The organism is Pedobacter ginsengisoli (assembly GCF_030244015.1).
Taxonomy (GTDB): domain Bacteria; phylum Bacteroidota; class Bacteroidia; order Sphingobacteriales; family Sphingobacteriaceae; genus Pedobacter; species Pedobacter ginsengisoli.
Genome location: NZ_JASSYX010000001.1, coordinates 712,693 through 733,368, shown reverse-complemented (window position 1 = coordinate 733,368; position 20,676 = coordinate 712,693). Strand labels below are relative to the sequence as shown.

Below are 20,676 nucleotides of genomic sequence, written 5' to 3'. Positions count from 1 at the left end.
CTATTTTTTCCTGGTTTCAATATTCGGCAGGAACGCCGTAAGTATCCCGATCAAAGGCAGAAAGGAACAAACATGAAACACATATTCAATACTGGTGCTATCTGCCAGCTTACCCAACAGTGCTGAACCAATCCCGCCCATTCCAAATGCGAAACCAAAGAATAGACCAGCTACCAGTCCTACTTTTCCGGGGATCAGCTCCTGTGCATAAACCAGGATGGCTGAAAAAGCTGAAGCCAGGATCATTCCTATAGGCACAATAAGCACCCCGGTCCAGAACAGATTGGCATAAGGTAACAGCAAAGCAAAAGGCGCTGTTCCCAGAATGGAAAACCAGATCACATATTTCCGGCCAAATCTGTCGCCAACAGGTCCTCCCACCAACGTACCTGCAGCTACTGACACCAGAAAAACAAAGAGATATACCTGTGAAGACTGCACTGATACCTGAAATTTATCGATCACATAAAAGGTAAAATAACTGGTCAGACTGGCCATATAAAAGTATTTGGAGAAGATCAGTACCAGAAGAATGATGACGGATCCGGCCACTCTGTTTTTCGAAAATGTACTTACTTGACTGCTTATCTTAGCGCTTTGCCTTGCCTTGGTCACCATATACCCCTTATACCAGTTGCCCACCCTGCTCAGGATGATAATGGCGATCAAAGCAATCGCTGAAAACCAGATCACGCTGTGCTGCCCATAGGGAACAATGATCCAGGCTGCCAGTAAAGGGCCAAGTGAACTGCCGAAATTTCCGCCGAGCTGAAAGATAGATTGGGCAAGCCCTCTCCTGCCACCGGATGCAGCGTGGGCCATCCTGGATGCTTCAGGATGAAAAATAGAAGACCCCGTGCCCACCAGAGATACCGAAATCAACATCATATAGAATCCCGTCGACTGTGACAAGATCACCAGGCCCAGCAAGGTAAATCCCATCCCTGCTGCCAGTGAATAAGGCTGTGGCTTTTTGTCGGTATAGAGTCCAACGAAAGGCTGGAACAGTGACGCGGCCATTTGGAAAGTGAGTGTGATCAGACCAATCTGTGTAAAACTGAGGTGATAGGAATTCTTCACTACCGGGTATATCGCAGGAATAAGGGACTGGATGGTGTCGTTTAGCAGATGTGAGAAACTTATGGCAAAAAGGATCGGAAAAACAGTTTTTTCAACTGCGTTTTGCGTTGTAGTGGCAGTATTCATCTGAAAAATTTATTTATTATCAAAGGTAGAGAATTACTCGGTCGTGTTATTGTCATTATTTAAACAACCGAGCCGTTATGGGTAATTTTGTTTAACGTTTAACAAAAAATCATAAATAAAACCAGCAAACACAGAACAATTTATTCCATTTTGTTGTTATACCAATGATAATCTTTCTTTTAATATGAAAATTGCTTATATCTCTACTTATCCTCCGCGCGAATGTGGAATTGCTACGTTTAACAACAACCTGTTAAAAGCAATTGGCCACAATAAAAATATGGTTTCTGAAGACAGCTTTGTCGTTGCGATGAACGATGCTGATACTATCGACGAGTATGAATATCCCAAAGAAGTAAAATACCGGATCAGGCAGGAAAACCAAAAAGATTATATCCGTGCCGCCGATTACATCAATACCAGTCTGGCTGATGTCTGTATACTGGAACATGAATATGGAATATTTGGCGGTGAAAGCGGTGTGTATATCCTGCCATTGCTGGCACGGCTGCAAAAGCCGCTGATCACTATTTTTCATACCATATTAAAGGATCCAAATTACATGCAGCTTACTGTGTTGCGTGAGGTAGCAAAGTACTCTTCCAGAATAGTAGTAATGAGCCACAGAGCGGTGGGCTTTCTGACCAGCATCTACGGTATCCCTTTTGACAAAATCCAGCTGATCGAACATGGAGTGCCAGATCTGGAACCTAAAGCTGATAATCCTGTCAAAAACTCACTGGCTTTTAAAGGAAAAAAGGTACTCTTTACTTTTGGCCTGATCAGCAGAAATAAAGGATTGGAAACGGTAATTGAAGCCTTGCCTAAAATAGTCGAAAAAAACCCTGATGTGATGTACGTGATTCTCGGGACCACACATCCTGGTGTAATCCGCAACTCCGGAGAGGAATACAGGGACAGCCTGAAACGCCTTGCAAAAAAGCTGAATGTAGAAAACAATCTGACGTTCATCAATAAATTTGTATCTGAAGACGAACTGCACGATTACCTGACTGCCTGTGATATGTACATTACGCCATATTTAAATGAGGCGCAGATCACCAGTGGAACACTATCCTATGCTGTTGGTGCCGGAGCTGCTGTCATATCAACACCTTACTGGCATGCACAGGAGCTGTTGGCGGACCATCGCGGCAGGTTGTTTGATTTTAAAGATTCTAATGCCCTTTCGTGTATAATAAACGAACTTTTTGAGGATCCTGCAAAACTAAAGCAACTGAAATCCAACGCCTTTGAATACGGGTTGCACATGCGATGGCCAAACACAGGAGAAGTATTCATTGATGTGCTGGATGAAGCTATCGCTAAATTTTTATCAGAAAGAGAAACCGGCAATAAGCCAATCATAGATCCTGATATGATGCCGACGTTCAGCCTCGCGCATATTCAGCGATTAACTGATGATACAGGTATTGTACAGCATGCAAAATATGGCATTCCTAATCTCAAGGAAGGGTATTGCCTGGATGACAACTCCAGAGCGTTAATACTGACGATCCTGGCTTACCAGCAAAATAAAAGCAAGGCTGCGCTGGACCTGCTTCCGATATACCTGAGCTACATTCAGTATATGCAGCGTGATGACGGAAATTTCAGAAACTTTTTAAGTTTTAAAAGAGAATATTTGGACGAGGTGGGTTCTGAAGATTCATTTGGCCGCACGATCTGGGCACTGGGTTACCTGATCAACAGTGCACCGAATAATTCTTACCGTGAATTTGCAAGGGAACTTTTCCTCAAATCAGTGCCGCATTTTGAACAGTTGAAACATCTGCGGGGAATAGCAAATACCATGATCGGACTGACGTATTTCATGAAAGCTAACCCCCGTGATGAGCACGTCAGGAGCCAGCTGAAAATGCTTGCTGAACCCCTTAAGGTGGCATACCGCAATACCAAAGATGGCCGTTGGTTGTGGTTTGAAGAAAAGATGACCTACGACAATGCCATTTTACCGCTTGCCCTGCTTGCTAATTATGAGATCACCCAAGACAAAGAATCGATGGATATCGCACTGGAGAGCATGGAATTCCTCTCGCAAAAAACATTGATCCACGGTTATTTAAATCCTGTGGGCAATGACGGCTGGCTGTATAAAGATGGCGGGGACATGGCCTTATACGATCAGCAGGCTATAGAAACCATGGCAATGGTATTGATGTACTTTAAGGCATACGAAATCACACATGACCTCACTTATATCAGGCAAATGTATTTGTGTTATCAGTGGTTTTTGGGCGAGAACAGTCTGCACCTCCCGCTCTATGATTACGAGACTAAAGGTTGTGGTGATGGACTGCAAACTTATGGCATAAACCGAAATCAGGGTGCAGAAAGTACGCTGGCCTACTGGATCTCTCACCTGATGGTACTGAAGGCGCTGGAATCCGAGTATGAGTTTATACAAAGCGCTGATTTAACTGCAGTTCAAAAACAAGTGTATAATTGACCGTTCCGATGAAGATTGCCGTACTGGCCCCTATTGCCTGGCGGACACCGCCCCGGCACTATGGGCCCTGGGAGCAGATGGCCTCAAATTTAGCGGAAGGACTTGCCGCCGCAGGTATTGATGTAACCCTTTTTGCTACTGGCGATTCCATCACCTCCGGTAAATTAAATGCGGTGATCGATAGGGGCTATGAGGAAGACCGGGAAGCTGATGCTAAGGTATTGGAATCTCTGCACATCAGCAATGTAATGGAGCAGGCGGATCAGTTTGACCTGATCCACAACCATTATGATTTTCTGCCGCTGACTTACTCTGGCCTGATCCGGACGCCGGTGATCACTACCATACATGGTTTTTCATCAGAAAAGATCATTCCTGTATATCAGAAATATAATGCCTCGGGCTACTATGTATCCATCAGTAATTCGGACCGCCACCCTGCATTGAATTACATCAGCACGGTATATAATGGTTTAAGAACAGATGAATTTGATCCGGGTACGGGACAGGGCGGTTATCTTTTATTTTTTGGAAGGATCCATCCGGACAAGGGTACAGCTGAAGCCATACAAATCGCTTTGAATGCAAAACACAGATTGATTATTGCAGGAATTGTACAGGATGTCAATTATTTCAGAGAAAAGGTTGAACCTTTTTTAAATGATGAGATCACATTCATAGGTGCCGCAGGTCCCGAAAAAAGGAACCAACTGCTGGGCGGTGCGGCTGCATTGCTGCATCCGATAAACTTTGAGGAGCCCTTTGGTCTGAGCGTAGCAGAAGCCATGCTCTGTGAAACGCCGGTAATTGCTTTTGACAGGGGTGCTATGCGTGAGCTGATCAATGATCATAAAACAGGTTTTCTGGTGAAAAATGCAGATGAAGCCGTTGCAGCGGTCGAGGCGATAAATACAATTCACCGGCCAGAATGCAGGGAATGGGTAATGCGTAATTTCTCACAAAAAAAAATGGCGGAGGACTACATCAGCCTCTACCACCGGATACTGGATTAAAGTATTTTATATTCCTGAAGATTTTAACCTTTCCAGCAGGATGTCAATTTTTACACCCGCAAAGGAGGAACAGTAATCTGACAGTCCGTACGGAATAATCAGCTCGCCGTTGTGTATGATAGAGCCGCAGGAATACAGTACATTCGGTACATAACCTTCCCGTTCATCTGTGTTTGGAATAACCAGTGGTTCTTTTAGCCTGCCGATTTCAATAGAGGGGTCATTGAGATCAAAAAGACTGGCCCCCAGGCAATACCTGCGCATCGGCCCAACACCGTGGGTAATCACCAGCCAGCCATCTTCCGTCTCAATGGGCGATCCACAGTTACCGATCTGTATGAACTCCCAGGAGAATTTAGGCGACTGGAGTTTTACCGGATTGTCCCACACGGTAAGCTTATCTGAATACATCAGGTAGTTGTTGCACCCGTCGATCCTCGACATCATTGCGTACTTACCATTTATTTTGCGCGGAAACAAAGCCAGGTTCTTGTTTTGGGCCCCTACTCCATGCAGCGGACTGATCTTAAAATCATAAAAATTTGTGGTCTGCAATAGTTTGGGCATGATCATGGCCCCATCAAATGCGGTATATGTTGCATAATAGACCACTGATCCATCGTCTCTGATGAATTTCACAAACCTGGCGTCTTCAATGCCCTTACGCTCAAATTCTGAGATGGGAAATATGATCCGGTCTGAAATGTCAGTGTCCCTGGAAAAGCTGATCTCGTGATAAGTATCAGACAACCAGAGAATCTTGTCATATTCCAGTTTATGAAGATCGTCTTCCTGCAGTGCTTTACCATCAAGTATGATCTTCCGAAGTGTTGCGTAATCAAATTTATCCTGCAATTTGTTGCCGACTTCATCAAGGACTTCGATATCGATTTTTGAGTCAGCTGCCTTTTTCAGGAACAGTCTTTTGTTATAGACGGCATTTTTGATCACTTCAGCTTCATCGATATAATTTCCCGCTGGTATCACAGTAATATCATGGTTACGATCAATCAGCGCCCTTCTGAATACCACAGAAGAGATATGACCTTCTCCTACCGCCCTGAAACTGATGATCACTCTTTTCTCGCCGTCCACGAGGTCGCTCTGGTCAGGATCTTCAACTATAGACGGATTGAAAAATGCAGCCGATTCTATGGAATATTCATGCGTAAAATAAGAACCCATCAACAGTTTTCTGTCTTTATCCAGTTCATCATATTCAAAGCCTGCAGCTTCAATACTATGCAGAACTCTCTTGCAATGCCGGGTCAGAATCTTGGTGATGTTTCTATGCCGTTTGGAGTACTCCTGCAAAAGCGGTGAAATCAGACCAAAAACCTCGTCATCCGACAATTCCATAACCTTCTTTACGACTTCTACTGCGCGTTCTTCACCATTGAAGAAGAACCTGGCAATAACCCTTTTAGGATCGGGATATACTTTAACTGGTTTTCGCTCTATTAATATTCTCATGTATGGTATAACGTTTTTTTTATTTCTTTTGTTCTATCTCCCGGTCCATTTCCACAAGATCTACATGATTTGCCGACGAAAAATCGCCGATCAGATATTTATTGAAATGATCTGCAAGCTTCCAGAAACCGTACTCGGTCAGATCACCAAATGCATGGCGCTGCCCCGGCATAATGACAAACTCAAACCGCTTGCCCGCACGCATCAGGGCATTAGCCATGCGGATGGTATTGGCAGGATGCACGTTGTTGTCGACGTCGCCAGCCATTAGCAGCAAATGTCCTTTCAGATTCTTCGCCAGGTCAGGGTTTTTATCAATGCTGTATTTGAATGTGGTATCACCTTTTGCAGATACGATCTCTTTTACTCCATGGTGTTTTTCACTCCACCACCTGTTGTAAATGCTGTTGTCGTGGTTACCTGCGTTGGAAACTGCAGCTTTAAAGAAATCGGGATAGACCAGCATGGCTGCTGTAGACATAAAACCACCACCGGAGTGGCCGGTAATACCTACTTTTTCAACGTCAATAAAGGGATACCTGTCGGCCAGCTGCTCAACTGCTGCTTTCTTATCGGCCAGTCCATAATCTCTCAGGTTTCCATAGCCATAAGTATGGTACCATTTGGACCTCGCGGGATTACCGCCCCTATTGCCTACTGTAATGACAATATAACCAAACTGCGCTAAACGGTCGGTTCGGTCCATAGATTTGCTGAATGCCGTGTTTACCGCCTCAGTTTGCGGACCGGGATATACATATTCTATGATCGGGTATTTTTTTGTGGCATCAAAATTAAAAGGTTTATACATTACCCCAAAAATGTCTGTAATCCCGTCATCCGCTTTCACTTTAAATGGTTCAGGAAATTTGTAGCCCGTGGCCATCAGCAGGGAAAGATCGGTTGTTTCCAGGTCCATGACTTTCCTGCCATGGGTATCCATCAATACCGACTTAGGAACGGTATTGACCCTGGAAAAATTGTTGATAAAGAACCTGTTTTCATCATTCAGATTTACAGCATGGTCGAAATCGCCCGGGTTTAAGAGCTTCATCCCTGTGCCGTCAAACCTGATGCGGTACAAGTGAAGATAATATGGGTTTTCCTTTAACTCACGCCCATTGGCAGTAAAATAAAGTACCCTGTTCTTTTCGTCAATATTGACAATGCTTTCGCAATGAAAAGCACCTTTGGTAATTTGGTTCTTTAACTTCCCATTGCCGTCAAAAAGATAAAAGTGTGCCCAGCCATCTCGCTCGGACCAATGGATGATCTCTTTCCCATCATTGACCAGTCCCGGACGGTTGATCTCTACATAAGTATTGAAACGCTCCTCAATCAGTGATTTGACTGCACCGGTATTGATGTCGACTGTACAGACATCCACACGTTTTAAATCCCGGCTGCTTCTTGAAAAATAGATCTTGCTGTTATTGCCAAGCCATATAGAAGGACGGAATTCATTGTCACGGTCCTTATTTAAAGACGGTGCCCTCCATACCGAGACACTCTGGTCTTTAAAAGCCGCTGTATTTAGCTTTTTATAACTCTTAGCTGCAAAATCAAACAGCAGCATTTCATCTCTTGGCGCTTCAGCCTCGCCGGGCATCTGGTATTTATAAGTTTCCAGTGTCGGCCTGCCCGGGGCAACATTGTTGATCACCCAAAGGTCCTTTACTTTGCGCGAATCGGTCCTGTCGAGCACAAAATATTTGGAGTTGGGCGACCATAAGACATATGCTCCCCTCCTTTTCTTATCGTTCTTTTCTATTTCTTCATTGTTTTCTCCGTCACCATCACTGCCGTACGAGTAGAATTTAACTCCGTCTTTGGTCAATTGGTGCTCTACAATGGTAGAGTCGTCTTCATTCTTCACGGCTTTTTTGTAGTTCTCCTTGTCCATCCAGTAGAGGTTGTATTTCCTGGTAAAGATGATTGCCGAAGAATCCGGCGCGACAGAACCCCAGGATGGTTTGGCTTTAGGTTTGGTATAATTGGGTACCTCCGTGAGTTTCGCAGTCGCGATATCATAGTTGAAATAAAAGATCTTTTTCTGCATGGAATCTGCAGCTTTTTTGTCCTTTCGGTCTTTCTTCAGTTCGTCGATTGTGCTCCTCACCTCAAAACTGATCTGCTTTTCATTGGCAGAAAATTTTAGGTTTTCAAGCGGGAGATGCTGTGCATCAAAGGGATCCCGGACAATCGTAGTGATACCGGCAGCGAGTTTAGCATTGTCAAAGATCTTTTTCTTGTTTCTTGCAACCGGATCAACAAGATACCATTGTTTCCCGTTAGCGGTTTCGTATTCATACCAGAACTTGTTGTTCAGCTTTAACCAATGCGGATCTACCACAGTAGAATACACAATTTTTTTAAGTTTAGCAGGTGAAAATCTGGAAGCCAGCTGGTAATTGGCCTTTGGCGCAGTGGTTATTGCTTCGGTGATTGTGACTGTTTTTGTCTGTGAATTCGCTTCAAAACCTATGATAAGCGTTAATAAAAAGAGGAAGTAGATTTTTTTCATTTATGAACCTTAATTGATCTGCCTAAATTATTGATTAATACCTGTTATATGCAGTCTTTATTTGTAATAAAAATGATAATTTTGCGCCAAACATTTATCAATGAAACTACACTTTTTAACACTACTTACCGCTGTCCTTATTTTGACAGCCGGCTGCCAGTCCAAATCACAGCCAAACACCGACAATGCTGATCTAAAGGATACACTAATACAGACGACCGCAGCAGTTGCTGAAGCCGCAAAAGTAGATGTCAGTAAAATCAAAGTCGCTGATGCCAGTACCATTTTAGCAAGAAAACAAGTGCCAATATTGTGCTACCACCAGGTGCGTAACTGGAAACCGACAGATGGAAAAGTGGGAAAGGATTATATTGTAGAAGTGCAGAATTTTAAAGATCAGATGAAAATGCTGGCAGACAGTGGCTACCATACCATTTTGCCGGATCAGCTGTACGCTTACCTGAATACCGGAGCAGCGCTGCCAAGCAAACCTATCATGTTGACTTTCGATGACACAGATATGGACCAGTTTACCATTGCAAACCCAACTTTGAAAAAATATGGCTATAAGGCCGTTTATTTCATCATGACCGTTTCTATAGGTCGAAAAGGAAAATTTGTGGACTACATGACGAAAGAACAGATCAAACAACTTTCTGACGAAGGAAATGTGATCGGAAGCCACACCTACGACCACAAGAACTTTAAGAAATACCAAGGTAAGGATTGGGAAGAGCAATTAGACAAACCTACCAAAAAACTGGAAGAGATCACCGGAAAAAAAATAACAGAATTTGCTTATCCGTTTGGTCTGTGGAATGCTGAAGGAATTCCGGAATTGAAGAAACGTGGTTTTAGGATGGCATTTTCATTAGCTGAAAAACGCGATCAGAATGATCCGTTGTTTACGATAAGAAGGATCATAGCAAGCGGTTACTGGAGCCCGAAAACACTGAGCAACAGTATCAAAAGAAGTTTTTAAAAAATCGCGCGTATAAGCATTTTACTATTTGCATTTTACTTCGGAAAGTCGGATTCCGTCCTGATACTTATCTGCTCCTTTGACGGAAATTTTTCAGGAACCGGATAAGTTACTCCGGCTGTCGCCAACCATTCGGCAACTCTGATCATTGTTGTTTGAAAACCAATGCAGCGATAACTCAGGGGATAGGTCTCGCCCTGCCAGAGATGCCCCATGCTCGAATTATATACACGACCTCTACCATATGCAACCACCCATTCGACAGGCCACATTTTTTTGGTCGATGTGCTGTCATAGGCAAACGACAATACAGTTAGGTTCTCTGCAGGTCCGCGGGGGTAATTGTATACTTCTGTTGAAGCCGTTTTCCATTCGTCAGGATACCCCTTGTTGATCGGATGACGGTTAAGAATTTGTATGATCGCATTAAACCTGTTGCCATGATTAGTGCCATTTCCCTCTCCCGGTGGAATCCGGACAACATCTTTGTTTTCGTTGATTTCCAGCGAATAACCGGTTGTTTTAGGACGCCAGCCCATACCAATCATCTTATCGTATTCTTTCCAGTGAGGAAAAGCGTTGTTACCTGAATGAAGGACATATAGACCTCCCCCGCTTCTTACATAATTCTCAAGTTCAAGTTCCACCCTCCCCGGCCAGCGCAGGGCTGGATTTTGAATATTGTTCGTATTCTGGATCACAACTGCATATTTTTCAAACGCAGGTTCCCATTGCGCCTGCCCCATACTATCCAGCGGAATCGTGGATATGTCGACCTCAAAGCGTTTACTTTCTTCCAATATCCGTTTTGTCAGATTACTGGTTTGTTTCCAGTCGTGATTGCTGAATCCATCTACGATCAATACTTTGATGGTTTTAGGCTTCTGAGCTGAAGTATAATAGCATACCTGGGTCAGCAATAGAACAAGGGCAAGACTATACCACTTGCTCGACAACATAGTTATTGCCATTAAAGGCAAATTTATCGCCTTTCTTTTTGTCCAGGAGCAATTTGCCTATTGGTGAGGCCGGAGAAATGGCAAATATGGATTTACCACCTACCGTAAGCTGGCCCGCACTTACACTGATGTAAAAATTGCCCTGACTGGTAGTGACCAGGCTACCGTGCTTAACCGTGTCCGCATCGGCAGCATGGGTATCTATGGCCTGCAGTACTCTCAAGTTATCCTGGGCATCGATCAGCAAGCGCTTATTCCGGTCTATATCCTGCTGCATCATTTCCCGGCTGGTCTCATACTTATCACCTGCACTGCTTTTGGTATCGTCATTGCTGGCCTCGCGTGCCTGCGCCAAAGCGGTCTCAGCAGTCTGGATCCTTTGCTCCATAAAGCTCAGGCACAGCTGGTATAAAGTTTCTTTGATCTGATTCATAAAATTAGGATTCTACCCATTTAATCTTTTCTTCAATAGACTCGCGCATGGCTTTACGTGGTGGTTCGTTATGATGGCCCATGTAAAATAACCCATAGCACTTTTCCTGTTCATCTAAGTTAAGATAATCCTTTAAATCTGCAAGCATCCCCGGAGAGCTCCAATAAGCACCCACATTCAGGGCCTCGGCCGTCAGGGCCATGTTTTGTACTGCACATGCGAGGGAAGCCAGTTCTTCCCATTCCGGCACTTTATCTGCATGCAATTTCAAATTTAAAGTGATGATACAGCTGGCCTGTTCTGCTTTTTCCAGAATGCTATCGTATTTTTTTTGCAGAAACAGCTGGATTGGGGTGCCCATCCTATATAATCTCGCCAATTCCTGTCCCAATTTTACTTTTCCTTCATTTCTGAATACGATAAAACGCCAGGGTTGTGTAAGCTTATGTGTGGGCGCATAGTTTGCGCTCTCCAGAATTTGTCTGATCAGGGCATGCGGAACTTCTTCTTTTGTATAGCTTACCGGAAATATGCTTCGTCTGCGTTGTATAATGTCTGTTAGTATCTCTATATCTGTCTTCATTTTTTCAATTTCATTAACTGTTTTCTGACCTGTTTAGCCCGTGCAAAGAACGCTATACTTTCTACGTCTGTCAAGTAATCAATGGTTTCCATTAAGTCATCTTTGATCCAGTCGTAGCGCGGTGCAAGATTGGCGAGCGCCTGCATACAATGTACTTTGACAGCGACCGGAATATTTGTCTCGACCAGCCAGGTAAAAAGCACTTCTATTATGGCATCAAATTCTAAATCCTTAGCCAGTTTTTTATAGACAGGGGCCGCATTCCCGGCAGTCAGCAAAGCAATGATCTTACAATAGTGGCGCATCACAGAAGCATTCGTCAGCATCGGAAGCAATTCCAGAAACTTGGTCAGATGCGGACTGAACACAGCCGGGCTATTGGTCATGACATGTTCAAGCATCCATGCTGCCCTGAAAGCAACCTCCTTTCTTTTGTGAAAACTGACCCGCAGCAGCACATCAATATCAGGGTTATGGTTTTCAAGGATGCCAGTCAAATGGGCCACCATTTGAAAATTAACTGGCGCATCCAGTCTTGCAATTAGTTCTTCATGCTCCACGGCAAATTTCTTTTAAACCCAAACTTATCGAAATTGTTCTTAGTCTCAGAAGTACTAAAAAAATATTTTTATAAATAATGATTACCTTTGCGGCTTATTTTTCAGCAATATGATTTCAGTTTCTAATTTATCACTCCGTTACGGAAAACGCACACTATTTGAAGATGTCAACTTAAAATTTACCCAGGGCAATTGTTATGGTGTAATTGGTGCAAATGGAGCTGGTAAATCTACCTTCCTTAAAATTCTTTCGGGAGAAGTCAGTCAAACTACTGGTAGCGTGGCCTTTACCCCGGGCGAACGCATGGCGGTTTTAAAACAAAACCACTATGAGTTTGACGAGTTTTCAGTGATTGAAACCGTTATGATGGGGCACAAGGAATTGTATGACATCATGAAGGAAAAGGATGCCATCTATCTGAAAGAAGATTTCACAGATAAAGACGGTGAACGTGCCGGTGAACTTGAAAACAGATTTGCAGAAATGGATGGATGGAACATGGAGAGTAATGCCGCTACCATGCTGAGCAATCTTGGCATCAAAGAAGAGCATCACTATAAGCAATTGAAAGAGCTGGATGGAAATCAAAAAGTTCGTGTGTTACTGGCTCAGGCCTTATTTGGTAACCCCGATATTCTCTTACTTGATGAGCCTACCAATGATCTGGATATTGACACCATAGCCTGGCTGGAAAACTTTCTGGCAGACTATCAGAATATTGTATTGGTGGTTTCTCACGACAGGCACTTTTTGGATGCAGTATGTACGCATATTGTAGATATAGACTTCAGTAAAATGAACATCTACTCTGGCAACTATACTTTCTGGTATGAATCAAGCCAGCTGGCATTGAAGCAGCGGAGTGATCAGAATAAGAAACTGGAAGAGAAAGTCAAAGAACTGCAGGAATTCATTCAGCGCTTCAGTGCCAATGCTTCAAAATCAAAACAGGCGACTTCCCGTAAAAAGGCCCTTGATAAAATCGACATTTCCGAGATCAAGGCTTCGAGCAGAAAATACCCTGCTATTCTCTTCAATAACCTGGGCAGAGAAGCCGGAGACCAGATCCTGCAGGTAGAAAATCTGTCCTGCACACTGAACGGAGATGTGATGTTCAAGAATGTAAGCTTCATGGTCAACAAAGGCGATAAGATAGCTGTACTTTCTCAGAACAGTCTGGCGACTACTGCTTTTTATAACATTTTAACAGGTCGGGAAAAGAATTATACCGGTGAATTTAAATTTGGAGTGACCATCAATGTTGCGGATATTCCCAATGACAACTCCCAGTACTTTGAGGGCAAGGATGAGAACCTCGTAGACTGGCTTCGCGAATATTCCGGTACAGATCAGGATGAGCAATTTGTAAGAAGTTTCCTTGGCAGAATGCTGTTCTCCGGTGAAGAGGTTTTAAAGAATGTAAAGGTACTCTCGGGAGGTGAAAAAATGCGCTGTATGTTTTCGCAAATGATGCTGAGACATGCCAATCTTTTATTATTTGATGAGCCAACCAATCACCTCGATCTCGAGTCGATTACTGCTTTGAACAACGGTATGAAAGATTTCAGGGGAACTGCTTTGTTTACCTCCCGGGATCATGCGCTTACTGAATCCGTAGCAACGAGGATCATTGAACTGACCCCTAAGGGTGCTATCGATAAGATGATGACCTATGATGAGTACATTACGAGTCCGGATGTTGCAGCTTTAAGAGTTGAAATGTATAGGGGGTCAAAATAAGGGACAAAATTGGTGTTCTCTTCGAAGACTGGGCACAGCTTCACAACACCTCAATGTCTCCTCTGAGAAACCAAATTTTGTTGGAAAGCAGGGCGGCAAGATAGGGAACAAAGGCCCGGTGTCATCCTGAATGATGGCAAAGGGAGATTTGTAAAATTTGCAGGTCTGCACCTCGCAAGCAAAAATATTGATGTATGTTTTTCAGGCATAAGCGCTCTTTGCTCCCCTTCAGGAGCCTAAGAGATGCAGCCTGAAAAACATACATCAATATTTTTGCAAAGAAATTAATCATTAATGACCGTGCCCGTCTTCATCAACAGGATGCAAATCGAACTTTAAATCCAGGTCATTTGCTCCTGAGAATTTTGCAGCAAAATCAGGATCGTTCCAGTTTGCAGCGGTGATACCGGCCTTTACACCCGGATTAAGATGACGCAGCACATAACGAAAAACAAAGCCCTTGTCGGTATGCTGATCAATAGTAAGGTAACCCTTTACACCCACATTAACTTTCTTGTTATCTTTATCGCGATCGGCGTAAACATAGGTCAGTACACCAGCAGGTGCGCCGAGGATAAAAGCCTGATGGATATCGTGCTTATCCAGAAATTCCTCCTGGATTTCTCTTCCAGCAAAATCAAATGCTTTAAGGCTCAACTTGTAGGTAGCCCCTTCATGCAGATGAATGTGTGTACCTGCAGGAGGCAATCCCTGGCCATCAAATGCAATGGTCAGAGAATCTCCGCCTGCTATCGGATTGTAATGAAAATGATCGTCATGGGCTTCACGTTCCACTTCGACAAAGGTCAGTGCTGCCTTACCGATCTCTTCTTCCGGAAGTTCCGGAGCAGGGTCTTTCTTACAAGCATTAAAGGTCAAGGCAATGATAGCTACTAAGATCGCCAGGGAGTAATTACGTAATTTGTTCATGTTTGTTGTGATTAATTATTAATGTTTAAAATTTATAGGCTATTCTAAGACTGATATTCCGCCCTATGTCATGCGCGTAATAACGATACCTGTTCAGGTAATCCTTATACTTTCTATTGAAGAGATTATCGACACCAGCGTTGATGCTCAGTTCCCGCCGAGCCATCCTGTAGTTAGATCCCGCCATCATATTGAAGAGATGGTAAGCAGGAGGAGGCTCAGTATAATCGCTACCCGGTTCGTAGCGCGTTTGCTTAGCTACATAACTATGTCCGACCTGCACAAAAGCATTGCTCAGCATTTTAAAGGACAAACTCATTTTGAGACTCTGATCTATCCTGTCAGCAGGGATAAAAGGCAGATACATGCCATGGCTAAGGTCTCTGGCCCTGACCAGCGCGACATTGATCTTATAAGATATGGCCGACAAAAGCACGCAAGCCATGCTTAAGTCAGCACCTATAAACGACGCATTTGTTTGGCGGTATCTGAATAAAGGATAAGTGCCGCTGACCGTTTGCCTGTATGTGAGATCAGGCCGTGTATAAATGTAATTATTAATGTACTGGGCATACGCATCCAATTCCACGGACAACCGGTCAGAAACATATTTGAAGGCATTGATCCATTTATAGCCCTGTTCAGATTTTATGTTTGGATCCCCAATTTCATACAGTCCGGCGCCATGATGCAGTCCGTTGCTGAATAGCTCATTGGCTGCAGGTGCCCGCCAGGCGACCCCAAAATTGCTGATATAACGCCAATGCGTAAACAAAATATAGCTGGCAGACAAAGAGCCTGTCACATTATGAAAATGGCTCTGGCCGCCATAATACTCCTCAGCAACGCTACCTGTGGTATCTCTGGAGTTGTATAAATACCTGAACCCTGCCGCATCAAATAATTTAAAATCGTATCGCAATCCGGCTTCAAGTTCCCAAGACCGGCTTTTCCATTTTTGGATCGCAAACAGTCCGCCTGTGAAACTGTCGTAATTGGGAATAAATGTATTCGCCAGTGTTCCGGGAATATTAGTGTTCACTTGCGCAACCCCGTTAAAACCAAAAGTTCTTTTAAAGGTACTGTCCCTCGATTTGACCAGGTCGATATTCAGCGTATGTGTGTTCAATACCAGGTCTGTAATCGGCAGCGCTTCCCTGTCTCCTCTTCTGAAATCAAATTCTTTGCGGTGGTTGCGCTGAAAACCGTAAATGAGACTAAACGACCTCTGATCACCTAAGTCATAACGGGCGCTGACCTTAGCCAAATGATGGACTATCCGCTGCCGTGGCGCGGTGATCCGGTAGTTGAACCCATAATCTTCGATAGGTTCCCCGGCGTTGATCCTGGCTGCGATGTCTTCCATTGTACCAGCATGGGCACTATACAAAATCCCCAGGGTAGTGCTAAACTGGCTGTAATAGGCTTCGTAACTCGCTTTAGCTGTCCGGTAGCCAGCTGCTGCAGAATAATTGAATTCTCTTAATCCTGTATTGCCGAGGTAATAGTCTGCACTTTTCACATTGCCGGATTTTTTGTAGCTTCCCTGTATCCGCCAGCCAAAATCACGGAGACCATTTAAAGTCCCCTTTAGCATTCCGGCCGTAGTAATTGACCGTCCGTTTGCCGCAGCGACGGTACTTACCGAACCACCTGTCCCGTCCCCGGAAAAAATATCAGGCGGGATGACCATCACTACACCCCCGATGGCCTCCGCGCCATACCTGACCGATTCAGCACCCTTGATAACAATCATCCGGTCAGCAATTAATGGATCTATCTCCGGAGCGTGTTCTGCTCCCCAGGCCTGGCCTTCAAGTCTGATTCCATTATTGAGGATCAATATCCGGTTACTGTGCAAGCCATGGATTACAGGCTTTGAAATGGTGGATCCGGTTTTCAGCACATTGACACCCGCGATGACTTTAAGCACATCACCAAGTGAGGAGCCTTTAGAAGTCTCCAGCTCATGTCCCTGCAAAGTCGACGAAATGCTGGTATTGCCGGCAGGCGGGAGCTTGCCCTTAATACCGACTTCCTTTAACTTGATGGTATCAGACCGTTCCTGTGCGAACATCGGGAAGATGCAACACCAAAGAAGAACTGAAATCAGGGAAAATAAACGGAAAAACATATTTAAAGAATTAAAGCACACGCTCAAATGGATTGCTGAATTGCTCCCCCCGCCAGTAACAGATCAGTTCTTTGGCATCCAGCAGACAGGACGTCAGCTCGTTGTTTAAATGTTCTTTATCCAGATCCTGTCCTATAAATACCAGTTCATTCAAACGATCTCCAAAAGCCATGTCCCACCTGCCTTCTATATCTTCCCTGTTTTCCAGGTAATCTGAATAATTAAGCCGTTCCTGCAAGGGCATACTGGCCCACCAGCTCCCGGCATCATCGACCTTGAGCGATCCGCCAGCCTGCGAGAAATTTAGCGCCCGGTCGGGCATTGAGGCAATCCAAAATAACCCTTTAGTACGCAATACATTATTTGGGAACGCAACATTGAGGTATTCCCAGAGACGGCCGGGATGAAAAGGCCTTTGCGAACGAAATACCGTACTGCTGATGCCATATTCTTCCATTTCGGAACTGTTTACTGAATTGAGCTCCTTCATCCAGCCTGCACCTTGTGACGATTCTTCGAAATCAAACAGAGCGGTATTCAATATTTCAGCGGGATCAATTTTACCAAAAGAAGTTTCTATCAGCCTGGCTCCGGGGTTCAACTTCCTGATAACAGCCCTCACCAGCTTCAGATCTTCAATACTGATCAGGTCTGTTTTATTAAGAATAAGGACGTTGGCAAATTCGATCTGGTCTGTCAGCAGGTTTACAATAGTTCTTTTGTCGTGCTCATCGTCTGCCCATCCCCGGTTCTGCAACATTTCATTTGTGCCAAAGTCTTTCTTAAAATTGAAGCAATCCACTACGGTTACCATCGTATCCAGTCTGCTGTATTTGCTGAGGTCTATCCCCAATGCATCGTCTGCATAGTTAAAAGTCTGAGCCACGGGTATCGGTTCCGATATACCCGAACTTTCAATGATCAGATAGTCAAACCTATTTTCTTTGGCCAGTTTTTCTACCTCGACGATCAGATCTTCACGCAATGTGCAACAGATACAACCATTGCTCATCTCTACGAGCCGCTCCTGTGTTTGAGACAATGTATTTTCATTTCTGACCATTTTCGCATCAATATTGAGTTCAGCCATGTCATTCACTACCAGAGCAACCTTCAGGTTTTCCCTGTTGTGGAGGATATGATTCAATAAAGTGGTTTTTCCGCTGCCCAGAAATCCGCTGAGCACGGTTACGGGTAATAGTTTCTTTTCCATAATGCAATTAAGTTGCAAATATATTTCAATTAATATTACAAATGCAACATAATTGCTTTTATATTTGTGAATATTATTTTTATATGCCTCAAAAACTTATTAAAAAGATGATTCTTAAACCAAAAAAACTTGATCAGCTGGGGATTACCGCCTCCCTGGCATGTGCTCTGCACTGCGCCGCCCTTCCTTTTCTGCTCACCAGCCTGCCGCTGTTAGGGCTGGGTTTTCTGGCAAACAGCTGGGTAGAAGTCAGCATGATCTGTGTTTCCGTACTTCTGGGCTTCTATTCTTTGCTGACCTCTTATCCAGCTCATAAACGAATAGCACCCTTAATTGTGCTGATCATTGGCTTCGTCCTGATCGGAAGCGGGCATTATCTAATTGAAGACCTTGAAGGTTTATTGATTCCTCTGGGCGGCTTCAGCATTGCCGGAGCACATTTTCTAAACTGGAAGTACAGTAAATCTTGTTGCGTTTAACTAATTTTACACCCATAAGACATGAAAAGAAAAGTGCTATTTGGTATTCTGCTGTTATTCATCAGCCTAGTAAACCCCGGTTGCAAACATGATACTCCGGATGCAAAAAAAATGTATCTTAAATATTTACACAGCCGTCTCAAAAAATAATCAAGCATGATCTCAGTTAAATCAGTTTCACATGAATATCCTTCCGGATACCACATCAATTTTAAAGACTGGATGGTAAAAGACGGAGAACAGTGGTTGCTACTCGGTGCATCCGGGAGTGGAAAAACCACCCTGCTGCACATTCTGACCGGAATACTGAAACCCAGCCAGGGACAGGTTACCATGGATGCCACGTCCGTATACGACCTGTCACCTAAGGAGCTTGACCAGTTCAGAGGCCGCAATATCGGGATCATTTTTCAGCGCCCTCACCTGATTAAAAGTCTCAGTATTTCAGAGAACCTGCTAATGGCACAAAGCTTTGCTAAATTACCGGAAAACGAGGACAGGGTGAACGAAGTATTAAATTCTCTCGGCATAGCAGACAAGAAAGATGCATATCAGAAAGAGCTGAGCCAGGGACAATTACAACGGGTATCTATTGCGAGAGCAGTCATCAACAAACCGGCATTGCTCATTGCCGATGAGCCTACTTCAAGTCTTGACGATAAAAATGCGTCCGCTGTACTTGAACTTTTACTGGAACAGTCCGGTCTGAATCATGCTACATTAATTGTGGCTACTCACGATAAGCGGATCAAAGACGCGTTCACAAACACTTATGAGCTATGAGTCCGTTAAAGATCAGCTGGAAAAACCTGGTATCGAAACCATTGTCCTCGGCGCTGAATATATTATTGATTGCTTTTGGTTCGGGTATATTAACGGTGCTGCTGCTGGCGTCTGCGCAGATCAGCGAGAAGTTGGAAAATAACTCCAAAGACATCGATCTTGTGGTGGGCGCGAAAGGCAGTCCGCTGCAACTGATCCTCAGCAGCATTTATTACATTGATTTTCCAACTGGCAACATCCCTTTAAAAGAGGCAATGGAGCTGGCACATAGTCCGTTTGTAAAAAGAGCAGTACCATTGGCACTCGGAGATAATTACAATGGTGTCCGCATAGTGGGTACAGATAGTAATTTTGTCTCCCTTTATAAACTGGAGGTTGGCGAAGGAGAAATATGGCACGCTGATTTTGAGACTGTTATAGGTTTCAATGTAGCATTGGCGCAGCACCTGAAAATTGGCGATACTTTTTATGGCGCACACGGACTTACAGGAAATTCTGATGTACATAAAGCGCATCAATATGTTGTTAAGGGAATTTTACGGCAACAGGGCAATGTGACCGACAACCTGATCCTGACTAATGTAGGCAGTGTATGGAAGATGCACGACGATCATGAGGAATCAGACGTCCATCATGAAGAACCTAAAGAGCTAACCTCATTGCTCATCCAGTATCGATCGCCTATGTCTGTAGCCATGTTTCCGCGAATGGTCAATGAAACTACCAATATGCAGGCAGCGTCGCCTGCACAGGAAAGCACCAGACTATTTTCTTTAATCGGTGTCGGAATAGACACATTACAATGGTTTGCGGTACTGATCATGCTGATCGCGGCGATCAGTGTGTTTGTAAATCTATACAATTCACTGAAAGAACGCAGCTACGATCTGGCCATCATGCGTACCCTCGGCGCTTCGAGAAACCAGCTTTTTTTCATCGTGATCAGTGAAGGCATCATGCTTACCCTGGCAGGCACTCTGACAGGAATGGCACTGGGACACCTTGCAATACAGCTGATAGGAAGTTACCAGGAGAGCAGCCAGGCCAGAATGACCGGAATAGTTTTACTGTCTGATGAACTATACCTATTTGTTGCTGGCTTAGGTATTGGTATATTTGCAGCAGTAATACCTGCTATACAGGCATACAGGTCGAACATTTCTAAAATACTCTCTCAGAACTAATGGATTACC

The 20,676-nt window shown here is 44.0% G+C and carries 17 protein-coding genes; 7 read left to right on the top strand and 10 right to left on the bottom strand.

What is annotated here, in order from left to right:
* Positions 1-1,206, bottom strand: coding sequence for an MFS transporter (locus tag QEP08_RS03225; RefSeq protein ID WP_285055677.1), 1,206 nt, complete (start codon positions 1,204-1,206; stop codon positions 1-3).
* 184 nt (positions 1,207-1,390) lie between these two features.
* Here QEP08_RS03225 and QEP08_RS03220 point away from each other — a divergent pair, with 184 nt between their 5' ends.
* Entirely contained in the window at positions 1,391-3,676 is a 2,286-nt protein-coding gene (locus QEP08_RS03220) for a glycosyltransferase family 4 protein (RefSeq protein WP_285055674.1), read from the top strand.
* An 8-nt stretch (positions 3,677-3,684) separates the two neighbouring features.
* Complete coding sequence (locus QEP08_RS03215) at positions 3,685-4,689, top strand: glycosyltransferase family 4 protein (protein WP_285055671.1); 1,005 nt, start codon at positions 3,685-3,687, stop codon at positions 4,687-4,689.
* Positions 4,690-4,695: 6 nt separating this feature from the next.
* On the opposite strand, the gene QEP08_RS03210 is transcribed toward QEP08_RS03215, so the two are convergent.
* Positions 4,696-6,162, bottom strand: a complete 1,467-nt coding sequence (locus QEP08_RS03210; protein ID WP_285055670.1) for a glycoside hydrolase family 130 protein — start codon at positions 6,160-6,162, stop codon at positions 4,696-4,698.
* A gap of 19 nt (positions 6,163-6,181) precedes the next feature.
* Positions 6,182-8,686, bottom strand: a complete 2,505-nt coding sequence (locus tag QEP08_RS03205) for a S9 family peptidase (protein ID WP_285055668.1) — start codon at positions 8,684-8,686, stop codon at positions 6,182-6,184.
* Positions 8,687-8,786: 100 nt separating this feature from the next.
* Here QEP08_RS03205 and QEP08_RS03200 point away from each other — a divergent pair, with 100 nt between their 5' ends.
* Complete coding sequence (locus QEP08_RS03200) at positions 8,787-9,668, top strand: polysaccharide deacetylase family protein (protein WP_285055666.1); 882 nt, start codon at positions 8,787-8,789, stop codon at positions 9,666-9,668.
* A 35-nt stretch (positions 9,669-9,703) separates the two neighbouring features.
* Here the strand turns inward: QEP08_RS03200 and QEP08_RS03195 are convergent, their stop codons facing one another.
* Genes QEP08_RS03195 through QEP08_RS03180 form a run of 4 tightly spaced genes read right to left on the bottom strand, consistent with a single transcriptional unit; the run spans position 9,704 to position 12,203 of the window.
* Complete coding sequence (locus tag QEP08_RS03195; RefSeq protein ID WP_285055664.1) at positions 9,704-10,639, bottom strand: ThuA domain-containing protein; 936 nt, start codon at positions 10,637-10,639, stop codon at positions 9,704-9,706.
* Positions 10,605-11,060 (bottom strand): 3-oxoacyl-ACP synthase, encoded by a 456-nt coding sequence (locus QEP08_RS03190; protein WP_285055662.1) that lies wholly within the window; start codon positions 11,058-11,060, stop codon positions 10,605-10,607. The genes QEP08_RS03195 and QEP08_RS03190 overlap by 35 nt, the downstream gene beginning before the upstream one ends.
* A 4-nt stretch (positions 11,061-11,064) precedes the next feature.
* Positions 11,065-11,643, bottom strand: a complete 579-nt coding sequence (locus QEP08_RS03185) for a nitroreductase family protein (RefSeq protein ID WP_285055659.1) — start codon at positions 11,641-11,643, stop codon at positions 11,065-11,067.
* Positions 11,640-12,203, bottom strand: coding sequence for a HEAT-like fold family protein (locus QEP08_RS03180; protein WP_285055656.1), 564 nt, complete (start codon positions 12,201-12,203; stop codon positions 11,640-11,642). The genes QEP08_RS03185 and QEP08_RS03180 overlap by 4 nt, the downstream gene beginning before the upstream one ends.
* A gap of 109 nt (positions 12,204-12,312) precedes the next feature.
* Here QEP08_RS03180 and QEP08_RS03175 point away from each other — a divergent pair, with 109 nt between their 5' ends.
* Entirely contained in the window at positions 12,313-13,944 is a 1,632-nt protein-coding gene (locus QEP08_RS03175; RefSeq protein ID WP_285055654.1) for an ABC-F family ATP-binding cassette domain-containing protein, read from the top strand.
* A 291-nt stretch (positions 13,945-14,235) separates the two neighbouring features.
* Here the strand turns inward: QEP08_RS03175 and QEP08_RS03170 are convergent, their stop codons facing one another.
* From QEP08_RS03170 to QEP08_RS03160, 3 genes are all read right to left on the bottom strand, one after another.
* Positions 14,236-14,874 carry a hypothetical protein gene (locus QEP08_RS03170; RefSeq protein ID WP_285055652.1) on the bottom strand — a complete coding sequence of 213 codons (639 nt, stop codon included), beginning with the start codon at positions 14,872-14,874 and terminating at the stop codon, positions 14,236-14,238.
* 25 nt (positions 14,875-14,899) lie between these two features.
* Positions 14,900-16,951: a TonB-dependent receptor gene (locus QEP08_RS03165; protein ID WP_285055649.1), complete on the bottom strand. Its 2,052-nt coding sequence runs from the start codon at positions 16,949-16,951 to the stop codon at positions 14,900-14,902.
* 67 nt (positions 16,952-17,018) lie between these two features.
* Entirely contained in the window at positions 17,019-18,221 is a 1,203-nt protein-coding gene (locus tag QEP08_RS03160) for a GTP-binding protein (RefSeq protein ID WP_285055646.1), read from the bottom strand.
* A gap of 107 nt (positions 18,222-18,328) precedes the next feature.
* Here QEP08_RS03160 and QEP08_RS03155 point away from each other — a divergent pair, with 107 nt between their 5' ends.
* The 3 genes from QEP08_RS03155 (at position 18,329) to QEP08_RS03145 (ending at position 20,667) form a co-directional block, all read left to right on the top strand.
* Positions 18,329-18,700: a MerC domain-containing protein gene (locus tag QEP08_RS03155; protein WP_285055644.1), complete on the top strand. Its 372-nt coding sequence runs from the start codon at positions 18,329-18,331 to the stop codon at positions 18,698-18,700.
* Positions 18,701-18,856: 156 nt separating this feature from the next.
* Positions 18,857-19,483: an ABC transporter ATP-binding protein gene (locus QEP08_RS03150; protein ID WP_285055641.1), complete on the top strand. Its 627-nt coding sequence runs from the start codon at positions 18,857-18,859 to the stop codon at positions 19,481-19,483.
* A complete protein-coding gene (locus QEP08_RS03145) occupies positions 19,480-20,667 on the top strand; it encodes an ABC transporter permease (RefSeq protein WP_285055639.1) in 1,188 nt (395 codons plus the stop codon). Before QEP08_RS03150 ends, QEP08_RS03145 begins: the two co-directional genes overlap by 4 nt.
* The last annotated feature ends 9 nt before the right edge of the window (positions 20,668-20,676 follow it).